At 35.2% G+C, this 12,561-nt stretch carries 9 protein-coding genes; 5 read left to right on the forward strand and 4 right to left on the reverse strand.

Translation table 11 applies throughout. From position 1 onward, the window contains the following. The first annotated feature begins 38 nt into the window (after positions 1–38). Positions 39–4,379, forward strand: coding sequence for a T9SS C-terminal target domain-containing protein (locus C245_RS0103340; protein WP_035746196.1), 4,341 nt, complete (start codon positions 39–41; stop codon positions 4,377–4,379). 11 nt (positions 4,380–4,390) lie between these two features. Next, a complete protein-coding gene (locus tag C245_RS0103345) occupies positions 4,391–5,380 on the forward strand; it encodes a PorP/SprF family type IX secretion system membrane protein (protein WP_017495166.1) in 990 nt (329 codons plus the stop codon). Positions 5,381–5,430: 50 nt separating this feature from the next. Here the strand turns inward: C245_RS0103345 and C245_RS0103350 are convergent, their stop codons facing one another. Beyond that, positions 5,431–6,396, reverse strand: coding sequence for a hypothetical protein (locus C245_RS0103350; RefSeq protein WP_017495167.1), 966 nt, complete (start codon positions 6,394–6,396; stop codon positions 5,431–5,433). A 159-nt stretch (positions 6,397–6,555) separates the two neighbouring features. Here C245_RS0103350 and C245_RS0103355 point away from each other — a divergent pair, with 159 nt between their 5' ends. Continuing rightward, complete coding sequence (locus C245_RS0103355) at positions 6,556–7,974, forward strand: undecaprenyl-phosphate glucose phosphotransferase (protein ID WP_017495168.1); 1,419 nt, start codon at positions 6,556–6,558, stop codon at positions 7,972–7,974. A 6-nt stretch (positions 7,975–7,980) separates the two neighbouring features. Here the strand turns inward: C245_RS0103355 and C245_RS0103360 are convergent, their stop codons facing one another. Beyond that, positions 7,981–8,718 (reverse strand): tyrosine-protein phosphatase, encoded by a 738-nt coding sequence (locus C245_RS0103360; RefSeq protein ID WP_017495169.1) that lies wholly within the window; start codon positions 8,716–8,718, stop codon positions 7,981–7,983. 115 nt (positions 8,719–8,833) lie between these two features. Here C245_RS0103360 and C245_RS0103365 point away from each other — a divergent pair, with 115 nt between their 5' ends. Further along, on the forward strand, positions 8,834–10,018 hold the full coding sequence (locus C245_RS0103365) for a DUF5009 domain-containing protein (protein WP_017495170.1): 1,185 nt from the start codon (positions 8,834–8,836) through the stop codon (positions 10,016–10,018). Between the two features lie 99 nt (positions 10,019–10,117). Here the strand turns inward: C245_RS0103365 and C245_RS0103370 are convergent, their stop codons facing one another. Both C245_RS0103370 and C245_RS0103375 read right to left on the reverse strand, forming a co-directional pair. Then, a complete protein-coding gene (locus C245_RS0103370; protein ID WP_017495171.1) occupies positions 10,118–10,507 on the reverse strand; it encodes a hypothetical protein in 390 nt (129 codons plus the stop codon). Positions 10,508–10,518: 11 nt separating this feature from the next. Next, on the reverse strand, positions 10,519–11,100 hold the full coding sequence (locus C245_RS0103375; protein WP_017495172.1) for a hypothetical protein: 582 nt from the start codon (positions 11,098–11,100) through the stop codon (positions 10,519–10,521). A gap of 218 nt (positions 11,101–11,318) precedes the next feature. Here C245_RS0103375 and C245_RS0103380 point away from each other — a divergent pair, with 218 nt between their 5' ends. Next, a complete protein-coding gene (locus C245_RS0103380) occupies positions 11,319–12,482 on the forward strand; it encodes a glycosyltransferase family 2 protein (protein WP_026109844.1) in 1,164 nt (387 codons plus the stop codon). The last annotated feature ends 79 nt before the right edge of the window (positions 12,483–12,561 follow it).

The raw sequence follows: 12,561 nt of genomic DNA on the forward strand, positions 1-12,561 counted from the left end.
AACTCTCAAAGCAATATCTAATTAATGTGAAAATTTTCATGAAGAAACTTCCTTTTTTTATACTCTGTTTTTCATTAGCTATTACTTCTTTTGGATATGGTTTTAATAGTAACATTGCCTTTAGTAATCCTATTTCAATAGCTCCCAGCGTCGATTTTAGCTTCACCAATGACAACTCTTGTTCAGGGACCCTTATTGCATTTACTTCGGTTGTAAGTGGTAATGGCCCTTTTCAATATTCTTGGGATTTTGGAGACGGAAAAACTTCAACCAGTATTAATCCCACTCATACTTTTGAAGCGTTAGGTTGTGGGACACAAAGTTTTATCATAAAAATGACCGTTACAGATGTCAATGGTGAAGTAAGTGTCGTCTCAAAAACTATTTTAGTAAAACAGAAGCCAAATTTAAGATTTACAAACTTAGATAACTCAGGAGCAGCTTTTGAAAAATGTGGAGATAACCTGAATCCTAAATACACTATTAATGTTGGCAATATATCTAATTCAGTATCATGTATTTCATCCTATAATGTGGATTGGGGAGACGGAAGTTTAGAAACCAATATTACTTTTCCTAAAAAGCACGACTACTTAAAATTAGGATCTTATAAGATGGTGATTACCGGAATGGGAGTTAATGGCTGTAATAATTCTGCTACCTATATAGTCAATAATTCGACGAGTCCAAAGGGAGCTCTTATAACTCCGGGTAATACTACTAATTTATGTCTTCCGGTTGATACAATGGAATTCGCAATAGCTTCGTGGGGGGCTAATCCATCAGATACAAAATATGAAATTAATTTTGGAGACGGTACCACTGAGAAATATAGTCAAAAAGATTTAGAAAGTTCCACACAATATAATTCTGTGAACCCTTCGGCCTCTCTAAACTTTCCCGTATTACATAAATTCACAAAGGCAAATTGCCCACTGGGAAATACGGTCAGCTTAGATATAACGACCGGATGCGGACGCAGTACTCTTACAGTAGGTCCTGTTATTATATTAGATATTCCTAAAGTAGATTTCGACATTAATGCTATCTTATGTTCTAATACATCTATAATATTTACCAATAAATCTAGCGCAGGATATGGTAATAATTGCGGTACTGCAGGTATTTACACCTGGGATTTTGGAGACGGAATTATTTCAAATGAAGTTAATCCAACACACATATATACAACACCGGGTAACTATACCATTAAATTAACAGCAAGAACAGCTTGTGGCGCAAGTAATGAAGTCACAAAAACAGTTTGTGTTGAACCGGTACTGCAGCCTCAATTTACCTACAGTAATGCATGTGCTTTGAAAGATGTTATTGTTACAAATAATACAGATGCAAGTCAGGGATGTAGTATTGAAAGTTATGATTGGGAAGTTATAAGATATAGTGAAGGATTTTGCGGGAAATCAGCAGCATGGAATTTTGTAAACGGAACCAATGCGTCATCTAGGAATCCGGTTTTTAATTTTGCAAATCCGGGAACATACTATGTACAGCTAACCACTAAGAACGCATGCGGAATTTCCCGGTCTGTAACGGAAATGATACAAGTAAAAAATCCTCCTGTCATTACGTTGAATCCAATTCCTGATTACTGTAATTCTATAACCATTAATCCCGTCGCTACTGTAGATCAAAATTGTTCTCCGGATTCAGAAATCAGCTATCTCTGGAGTTTTCCCGGAGCTACACCTTCTTCATCTACATCGCTTAATCCCGGGGCGATAAATTATTTCAACAGTGGTAATTATACTGTCACATTTAGTGTAACCAACAGTTGTGGGACTACTACAAAAACAACTCCTTTTTCGGTAGCTTTAACCCTTAAGCCTATTATAAGTTCAAAGACAATAAAGGTATGCAGTAAAAATACCTTTCAGGTTACACCGGTCACTAATACAACCGAAAATGTACCAATAGGGACTACTTATATTTGGTCTGAACCTGTAATTTTTCCAACAGGATCTGTAAGTGGTGCAAGTGCACAATCTTCGCCAAAAGATAATATTAGTCAGACTTTAGTAAATAATATTGGCAGTCCGGCGACAGTAACTTATACAGTAACACCTATGTCAAAAGCTTGTATCGGAGCAAATTTTACCCTAACAGTTACGGTTGATCCATTAATAAAAGTAATTGAAACTGTAAAAAATAGTACCTGTTTTGGGGAAAATAACGGTTCTATTGATCTGAGTGTAAACGGAGGTATTCCTTTTGGAAGCGTAAATCCGTATACATTTCTATGGACAGGTCCTGATAGCTTTACAAGTACTAATGAAGATATTTCGGGCTTAAAACCCGGTGATTATATTTTAAACGTAACTGACAATGGTAATTGCCCCTTCACAAAGACTTACAAAGTTACTGAACCGGAATTATTTCAATTTTCGGCAATTAAAAATGATATAAGCTGTTTTGGTTTGAATGATGGAAATATCAGGTTATCGGTTAAAGGGGGAACACAACCTTACACCTATATTTGGACAAAGAACGGAAATCATTATCCGAAAACTGTCGAATATACAGATAGTCTTGAGCCCGGAACTTATGATGTAACAATTACAGAAGTAAACAATTGTAACATACTTAAAGGAAGTTATACAATCGAAGAGCCTCCAGTATTAAAAGTAAATCTGATCAAACAAATGAATATCTTATGTTATGGATCTTTTACAGGTGAAATCGAAATAAATACAACCGGTGGAAGACTTATTGAAACTTCTTTAAGAGTGTTTGATTACAAATATAACTGGACAGGTCCAAATGGCTTTACAAGTAACCTTCAAAATTTGAAAAATTTAGCTGCAGGGACTTATAATCTGATTGTTACAGATAAATCAGGTTGTACAGATCATCTGCAAGTCATATTAACCCAAAATGCAGAAATCATTTTTAATTACACTAAATCTGAGATGTCGTGTTTTAATTCTGCAAATGCTTCTATTAGTATTGACAATATAAAAGGAGGAGTTCCTTTCACTACCGGGGATCCCTATAGTATAAAATGGAGTAATTTTGGTACTGGAGCTACACAAAATAATTTATCAGCTGGATCTTATATCATTACAATTACAGATTCATTAAGCTGTTCAAAAGAAGCTACAATAATTATAGAAAGTGCTCCCGTTTTTAGTATAAAACCGGATATTAAAGACGTTTCCTGTTTTGGTGAAAAGGATGGTTCTATTCATTTAAATCTTTTAGGAGGCAAAGCGCCGCTGACTTTAGTTTGGGATGATAATCCATCAGCCGGAATAGAACGGAATAATATAGGACCCGGAAAATATAGCGTTACAATTAAAGACTCTAAATTATGTGTAATAAAACAAACCTTTACTATTTCGGAGCCTTCATTATTGGAACTAAATGCTGATGTTTCGAACCCGTTAGATTGTGCAGATGCCAATACAGGTATTATTAATTTAATTGTAACGGGAGGGAAAGCTCCATTTACATACGCATGGTCCAATGGTGCCAAAACCGAAGATTTATATAAACTTCCACCTGGAATCTATCAGGTCACGGTTACAGATGTTAATGGCTGTCAAAAATCGGGCGAATGGAAAATAACCCGTTTTGAACAACTAATACCTACTATCGAAGTTAAAACAGATTTTAATTGTGAAACTAAGTATGCAAATCAAACATATATCGGACATGTAAAAGGAGGAATTCCTCCCTATAAATTAAGTTGGTCTGATGGGATTGTCACAGGCGATAACAATGAAATCATGAATACCAATAAAGACGGACTGTTTGTATTAAGTGTAACCGACAGTTTTGGCTGTACAGCTGCTGTCTCTTACAATGTTAAAAAAACGGTTTTAGGTATCGCCAATTATACCACGGGTTCATATGCTAAAGATGTTTATGATATATACTCTGTTTATGACCCAATTTTATTCACAAATTTAGCTACAGGAGATTTTATAAATACCTCTTGGGATTTTGGGGATGGTAACTTTTCTAATGAAGAAAATCCAAAACACATTTATACAAGAGAAGGGACTTATAGTATTACACAGACAGTTACTTATCCCTTTGGATGCGAGTATAAATTTACATCAACATTGATCATTAAAAAAGGGTATAGTATAATGATGCCGAACTCTTTTACTCCAAACAATGATGGTTACAATGATACATTTGCACCCGTATTTTCTGGCTTAGAAGATATTACCATTACTGTTTTTGATAGCTGGGGAGGTGTTATATATACCGAAACGGGAAAAAATATTAGTGGATGGAACGGGAAGATAAAAGATGTGGATGCCCAGAATGGGAATTATTATTATAAACTCACCGCCAAAACTTTTTACAATCACACAGTAACCGAAAAAGGAGCATTTACATTAATTAAATAAAGTAGCACTGTATGAAATTAAATCTTTTTATCGTAATTCTTGCAGGTTGCTTTTTTTCAGAAACGAGAGCACAAGATCCCATTTTTACACAGTATTTCTTAATTCCGGAAACACTTAATCCTGGTTTCAGTGGGTTTAGAGAAACTACTTATGCCGGTATTATTCATAGAGAACAATGGCCGAATTTAGATCTTAAAATCGATACCGATTACGCCTTCCTTAATACTTGGAACGAAAATATGAACAGCGGTTACGGATTGAGTATTTTGAATCAAAGACAAAATTTAAACAATTATAATTATACACAAATTAATGGGAATTATGCTTATCGAGTGGAGCTTAATGACACCTGGACTTTTCGACCGGCAATTGAAGTAGGTTTTGGGTTAAAATCATTCGGTTTTCAAAATCTACTGCTTGGAGATCAGATAAACATAAAAACAGGTACAATAAATCCAACCTCAATTGATCCGATACTAAAAAATGATAAAATTAATTTCTTTGATGTATCAGCAGGAATGGTTTTCAATACCGAAAGTCTATGGATTAGTTTGTCTATGAAACATCTTAACAGACCTGGAATATCTTTTGCAACCAACGGAAATGCACGTTTAGATTCTTTCTTTTCTTTAAGCTCAGGTTACGAATTTCTATTGGCTGATTATGTAGATGTAGTATTTTTGCCGTATGAAACCAAAATGCTTATTACATCAAACTATATGCAACAAGGGCGTTATAACCGATTTGATATAGGTACATCAGTCCTGTTCGGGAAAATATATTTTGGAGCAACAGCAGCTACTAACCCGTCAAAAAATGGTATCGGGAATCAATTACTGACTTCGATAAATTTTTTTACAGGACTACAGTACGAAAAGCTGAAATTAGGTGTTTCTTATGATATGAATACCTCCAAAATTGGAAGGACAGGGGGTGTTTATGAAGTTTTATTGACCTATCAATTTGATTCCTATGCAAAATGTTTCGGCTGTCCGCATTAAACGGAGAAGTAATCGTTTCAATTTTCATTGATTGTAAACCTGAAAAGATATTATTTATGAAGGTAGAAACTTAGTACAGGACTCAAATCAAAATAATGAAGCTGCTGTGGTACATTAAGGATTGGTTTTCGAACCAGAGCTTCATTGGTTACGTAATAATGCAGTCCATCTGATGTTGCAATTCCTTCTATTTGATGAAAGGGAAGTTTTAGATGGATTCTTCGTTTGTTTCCCGACAGAAAATCAGTGTTTTTGAAATCGTATAAAAGGTACAAAAAGGGTTTGCCAAGTTTAGAGTACCCACAAAGAACAATTGTTTTTTTAGATGATATATAAGTTACTCCGGTTACCAGACCTTTCGTGTTTAAGGAATGTTTTAGTCGTGCAACGTGAGATCCCGCCTGGTTAGGCAAAACGTAAATATTGGTTTTAGAGGCTTTCCATTGTTTGGTAAACAAATAAATACTGTCTTTGGACACGATGAATGCCTCGCAGTCAAAATTAGCAGTATTTGGTTTTTTTGCAGAAAAATCAGCTTGGTCGGCATATTGAAAGGAAATTTTTTCAATTACCAGATTTCCTTCCAGGAATGATTTTTTCTCTATTTTTAAGATGTTCAGATCGGCTCTGTTACCGGAGAGATTGTTCCCGAAATCACCAAGGTATATAAAAGAGCTGTCTTGTGAAATCTCTTCCCAGTCGCGATTGATGGCCTGTTTCAGAACAACTTTTTTTTGAATTCTTCCCAATGAATCCAATCCGTAAATTGTAGTGTCATGATCATCGTTGTGTGTCCAAAGTAACTTGTTGAAAGCAATTAATCCGGAGGTTTCTTTGATAGAATCACTGAGGGGTTTTGAATATTCCGGTTTTAGATGGATATTTTTATAACTGCAGCTTCCGTCGTTAACGGTTGCATTGGGATTGTAATTTTTGGAAAGAGGATCAGTACAGCCTGAAACCTGCGCATGGGCAAAGGGTAGCGTGAGGAAAAAAAATAAAATTATCTTAATCATGGTCTGCAATATTAAATTTGCATAACATAAAAGTAAACTTTTAAAGATAGATTTTAAATAATGCTGAAAAATATAATTAAAAGACTATTTTGCACTATTAATTTTTAACTGATTTTTAATCAGGTTTTATTTCGCTTAAAGTAAGAATAAGTCCAAAGTATGGAAGTTTTACAGAAACTGTCACATTATCGTTTTTCTCGCTATTTCAAGCTTTTATTTGTCTGCGTTGATGTTGTGTTGCTAAATCTGGCAACAGTACTTTCTGCACTGACAAGATTTGGCAGTTTAGATAAGCTTTTATTAAAAGAAGAGCGTACAGTTTCATTATTGGCAATTTTAATTTGGGTAGCCTTATTGTTTCAAAATGATTCCAATCGAAGCGTAAGAGTAGAACCCATAGAATCGATATTGGTGAGAACCGTTAAGAAGTTAGTGATTCACGCTGCTTTGATTTCTATTTTTGTGGTGTATCTTAAATACAACGATATTTCAAGGCTCAGACTGCTTTCTTTTTATTTGATTTTTTTTGGATTATTGATGATTTCCCGTTACTTGTCTATGAAACTTTTAAAGTACATCAGAAGTCAGGGGTATAATTTTAAAACATTCATTATCGTCGGAGCAAACGAGTCCGGAGAAAGAATCCGTAAAATATTAGCAAAAGACCTGACTTACGGTTATAAATTTTTAGGTTTTTTTGATGAGAACAAAAGACCGTCAATTATTGAACCCAATACTGTGTTAGGTGATTTTAGTGCTGTTCATAAGTTTGTTGTCGAGAGAAAGGTAGACGAAATGTACGTGGCACTGCATATTGATCAAATTGAGGTTATTAATAAATTGACACAGATCTGTGAGCAAAACATGGTGCGTATTAAGTTTATTCCCGATTTTCAGCAGTATACAAAGTCCAGTAAGGTAGAAGTAACGTTTTATGAAAATACACCGGTTTTAATGTTTCGGACAGAACCTTTGGAGTTTGCCGTGAACCGACTGATCAAAAAAGTATTTGATGTTGTTTTTTCACTTTCTGTAATCTTATTGGTGTTTCCGTGGCTGTTTCCTGTTATTATGCTGATCATTAAAATTGAATCACCGGGACCTGTATTTTTCAAACAGGAGAGATCGGGGCGCGACAACCGGTCGTTTATGTGTTATAAATTCAGGAGTATGCGTGTGAATTGTCTGGCCCATAAAAAACAAGCTGAGAAAGGAGATAGCCGTGTTACGAAATTTGGTTCTTTTATTCGTAAAACCAGTATTGATGAGCTGCCACAGTTTTTCAATGTTTTTCTGGGAGATATGTCGGTTGTAGGGCCGAGACCTCATATGGTGAACCTTGCCAAAGAATACAGTGATTTGATTAATAATTACTTAGTGCGTCAGTATGCCAAACCCGGAATTACCGGCTGGGCACAGGTAAATGGTTATCGTGGCGAAACCAAAGAATTAGTCGATATGGAAAACAGAGTTGAATATGATATTTGGTATATCGAGAACTGGAGCCTGATGCTGGATGTTAAAATCATTATAAAAACAATCATCAACATCGTAAAGGGAGAAGAAAACGCCTATTAGTATGCTCTAGAATTTAAAAAACTGATTGTTAGCAATGACTTCTTTTAAGTTAGCAATACTGTCGGTTTTTATTTTCTGATCAAAAGCTTTGATGTGATTCATATGATGCACATCGGTTCCGGTAAAATCATACATTCCTTTTCTAAGAAGTTCTTCAGCGGTTTTACAAATGTATTCTCCATAGTAACCCACTACGGCCAACAAATTTAATTGAAACAAACACCCTGCTTTTTTTAGTTTCTCATATTCATTAAAATCTTTTCGATAATACAAATAACGTTCCGGATGTGCCAGAACCGGAATATATCCTGCTACCTGTAGTTCAAAAAGAGTTTTATACAAGTGGATTGGAGCGTTTTGATAGGAGATCTCTACCAATACATAATTATCTTTTAAAGGGAGAAGCTTTTCATTCTTAAAATGATTTTCAAACCAATCATCGATAAAATATTCGGCAGCAGCCTGAAAAGGAATTTGAATGTGGTTTTCTTCCAATAAAAGCTTAGTTTCTTGCTGTTTTGCAGTAATAATCTGAGCCGAATTATTCCAGACATAATGATTGATATGCGGAGTGGTGGTAAATTGTGAAACTCCCATTTCCTGAAACGCACGAACAAGTTTTATGGTATCGGTTATGGTTTTTGCGCCATCGTCAATTCCGGGTAACAGATGTGAGTGAATGTCAACGTAAGGATCAGAAAGCAGATCTTTTAAAAGAGGTTTTGATTTAAAAAAGGATAACATGTTGCAAAAGTATGCAAATATGAAGAATTTGTGATGGATTAATTTTAATGCAACTAATACAATTGGTCATTTCATAAAAATATTATATTTGAGATTCTTAAAAATCTGACATTTTATGAAAGTAAAAGAAAATTTATACAATCAAAGAATCATTTCGATAGACGCTTTACGAGGAATCACAATTTTTGTTATGATTTTTGTAAATGAATTGGCCAGCGTTGTAAATGTTCCTCAATGGATGAAACACATGCCGGCGGATGCTGATGCCATGACTTTTGTAGATTTAGTTTTTCCGGCTTTCTTGTTTATTGTTGGAATGTCAGTGCCGTTTGCATTTAATGCCCGATTGATTAAAGGAGACAGCGTAAGAACGATTTGGACACATACCTTAAAAAGAGCTTTGGCTCTCATCATTATGGGAGTCTTTATGGTCAATGCATCCGACGGTTATGATGCTGCACAAATGATGATTGCACCTGCACTCTGGGGATTTCTGGCCTACGCAATGCCAATCCCAATTTGGAATAAGTATGGTAAAGATTTTCCGGTTGGGTTAAAAAGCATATTTCAATATGGAGGAATAGCAGTGCTGATAACGCTTTACTTTTTATATGTTCAAACTGATGGTACTATTGGAATGACGCCTCAATGGTGGGGAATTTTGGGGTTAATTGGCTGGGCGTATCTTATTTCAGTAATTTATTATTGGCTGGTTTCAGGCAAATTGTGGGCAATGATTGTCTTTTTAATAGTATGTGTTTCTCTAAACTCCGCTAATTTGACCCAAAGTTTACATTTACCGGAGTGGCTGCGTTTTATCGCCGGACATTTAACACACGCCACCTTGGTAACGGCAGGAATAGTAATCTCATTATTGTTTTTTGATCGAAAAATCGAAAAGAAAATCAACTGGCCTGTAATTGGGTTCATTGTATTATTTTTCTCATTCGGATTTTTTCTGCGTCAATATTATGGAATTTCAAAAATACACGGAACTCCTGCCTGGACATTGCTGTCAGCCGGAATTTGTACGGTTTTGTTCTATTTTTTGTATTGGCTGATGGAAGTTAAAAAACAAACCCAATGGAGTAATTTCTTTATGCCCGCTGCTGCAAATCCGCTATTGATTTACATTTTACCGGGTGCTATTTATTATTTCTGCAAAGCTTTGAATATTCATATTATTCCGGGTTATTTTCGTGAAGGAGTTCCGGGGATCATCTGGTCGCTGATTTTTTCGACGATCATGCTTTATGTGATGAAAATATGTAACAAGTTCAAGATCCAGTTGCATTTGTAGAGGGAAGGGATTTTCAAGTTTCAAGTTTCAAGTTTTAGTTTTTGGGTGCAGTAGGAACCTGAAACTTGAAACCTGAAACCCTTCAACAAAAACAAACGCTCAGCGTACTCTTTTAAACGAAATCGGTCCCGTTCTGTTTTTGTTGTCGATAAAAGTGCCTTCCAGTGTATTTCCATCTTCAGACAAGATCAGAGTATGTGTTCCCTGATTTGCCCAGCCCTCAATAGGTAAGGTGACCTCTACTGTATAAACAATGGTGTTTCCGGTTCTTTTTCCTATGCCGCTTTCCACAAATTTTTGCCCTTTCCATTCCAGGAAATGTGAGAAAATAACCTTCCCGTTTTGTTCCGATACAATTGCAACGGCATTTTGTACACCCGGATTAATGTCTTCCCAAACGCCGTTAATATCGATTTTTTTCGATTGGCTATAGCTGTTATTTGAAAAGAATAGAACAGTAAAAAGTAAAAGACAAAGCTTTGTTTTCATATTTCTTAAGATTAAAGAGTAACTGATTTTATTTCTAAAAAAGCTCCTGAAACCGGATGGTAATTCACAAAGTTGAATTTGCATAAATTATGAATGTTCAGAAGTTTTCCGTTTGGAAGACCGTCCTGTCTGAAATCTGTCCATTTAATTTTGATCGTTTTAAACTGATTGGGAGAAGCAGGTAAATCAACTCTTGGATGAGATCCGCCATGTATGCAGCCGGTTCCTTCTTCGTTTCCTTCGCGCGCCTGAAGTTTGATGAGGTGAGAAGATTTATACGTAATGCTCACAAATTTAGAAGCATCTGATAAATTGGTCGGAGCACCGTCATTAGAATCAGAAGGTGTAATCAGGACGTTCAGTTCGATTTCACCCGATGGATTGTCTTTTGCCGTGACTTTTACAATCCCTTTTTCTTGCCGAACCCGGTTTATGGTTTCCTGACTCTCAACAGCAGGGCCAGCAATATACCACGTAGAGGTTTGGACTAAATTTATTTTTGGGCTTTTAAAAAGGGTGAAGGCAGATAATAGAAAAATGATACTTGTTAGTACGAGTAAAGAAGGAACTTTTATTGGGGTTTTGATTTCCATGCAGAAGTTTTTTAATCAAAAATATACTTTTTTGAATTGCGTTGCTGTTTTTCTTTGGGATTCAGTCAGAATGTTTCAGATTACTTTTCGCTCTGTTTTTAGTTTTTTGAGTTAGAAACCTGACGCCCTATTTTGATGTTCGAAAAAAGGACGGATCATTATCATCAGGATTGGTCGAAAATTTCTAACTTTCCAAAAAATCTATTTCATTATTTTTCATGCAATTATCGATTATTATTCTCAATTATAATGTGTGTTACTTTCTGGAGCAATGCGTTTTAAGTGTTCAGGAAGCTATTTCGTCACTTGATGCAGAAATCATTGTGGTTGATAATAATTCATCAGACGAGAGTTGTTTGATGATGAAAAGTAAGTTCCCAACGGTAAAATTGATTCAGAATGATACCAACTATGGTTTTCCAAAAGGGAATAATATTGGAGTAGCGGAGGCTCGCGGAAAGTACGTTTGCATTCTGAATCCCGATACTGTTGTTGCTGAAAATACATTTAAGAAAATCCTGAATTTCGCCGAAAGACAAGTCAATTTGGGAATTGTGGGTTGTAAACTAATCGATGGTACCGGAGCTTTTTTACCCGAAAGCAAACGCGGAATTCCAACTCCCTGGGTAGCTTTTACCAAAATTTTCGGACTGTATAAAATCTTTCCAAATTGGAAATTGTGTAATCAGTATTACGCCCAGCATTTAGGAACAAATGAAAGCGGAAAAGTTGATATTTTAGTAGGAGCCTTCATGTTGATGACTCGTGATTTGTACGTTGAATTAGAAGGTTTTGACGAAAAATGTTTCATGTATGCTGATGATATTGATTTATCGTATCGGGCACTGCAAAAAAAGAAATCGAATTATTATTTTCACGAAACGACCGTTTTGCATTACAAAGGAGAAAGTACGGTAAAAGACGAAAGATACATGAAACGTTTCCAGGAGGCGATGAATTTTTTCTATCAAAAGCATTTCAGAAAATCATGGTTTTTTGAATTTTTCATTCAAATAGGTATTTGGTTCTTTTCGTTTGTAAAAATGTTTCAGGGAAAAACAAAATCAAAACCCTTACCTGAAAGCGTCATTTTTTACTCTTCAAATCGAATTTTGTCTGAAAAATTACCTGAAATTTTAAAAAATAAAGTCAGCTTTTTAGATTTCAAAAAAGAAAAAATGGTAAATTCGTGGCAGCTTTTTGAGGGTAAAAGAGTTGAGATTATTTTGGATAATCAGTATGTTTCATTCAAAAAATGTATCAAAATCATAGAAACTCTTAAAGATAAGAACATTACTTTTAAGATTTTCCCCAAAAATGCAAATTTTATTATTGGGAGTAATTCACGGAATGACAGGGGGCAAATCGTAAAAATCGAGTAAAAAATTATATTAAGTGTAATTTATATTCAAAATATTCAGTAATTTCGCAATCTGAAAATCAAAATCACCTTTTAGATTA

The sequence above is a fragment of the Flavobacterium sp. WG21 genome, from assembly GCF_000335775.1.
GTDB classification, from domain to species: domain Bacteria; phylum Bacteroidota; class Bacteroidia; order Flavobacteriales; family Flavobacteriaceae; genus Flavobacterium; species Flavobacterium tructae.

Bases quoted from the DNA above. Each gene is read 5' to 3' on its own strand.
- C245_RS0103370 (WP_017495171.1), bottom strand. From the start codon at position 10,507: ATGAAAACAAAGCTTTGTCTTTTACTTTTTACTGTTCTATTCTTTTCA.
- C245_RS0103345 (WP_017495166.1), top strand. From the start codon at position 4,391: ATGAAATTAAATCTTTTTATCGTAATTCTTGCAGGTTGCTTTTTTTCA.
- C245_RS0103365 (WP_017495170.1), top strand. From the start codon at position 8,834: ATGAAAGTAAAAGAAAATTTATACAATCAAAGAATCATTTCGATAGAC.
- C245_RS0103375 (WP_017495172.1), bottom strand. From the start codon at position 11,100: ATGGAAATCAAAACCCCAATAAAAGTTCCTTCTTTACTCGTACTAACA.
- C245_RS0103340 (WP_035746196.1), top strand. From the start codon at position 39: ATGAAGAAACTTCCTTTTTTTATACTCTGTTTTTCATTAGCTATTACT.
- C245_RS0103360 (WP_017495169.1), bottom strand. From the start codon at position 8,718: ATGTTATCCTTTTTTAAATCAAAACCTCTTTTAAAAGATCTGCTTTCT.
- C245_RS0103355 (WP_017495168.1), top strand. From the start codon at position 6,556: ATGGAAGTTTTACAGAAACTGTCACATTATCGTTTTTCTCGCTATTTC.
- C245_RS0103350 (WP_017495167.1), bottom strand. From the start codon at position 6,396: ATGATTAAGATAATTTTATTTTTTTTCCTCACGCTACCCTTTGCCCAT.
- C245_RS0103380 (WP_026109844.1), top strand. From the start codon at position 11,319: ATGCAATTATCGATTATTATTCTCAATTATAATGTGTGTTACTTTCTG.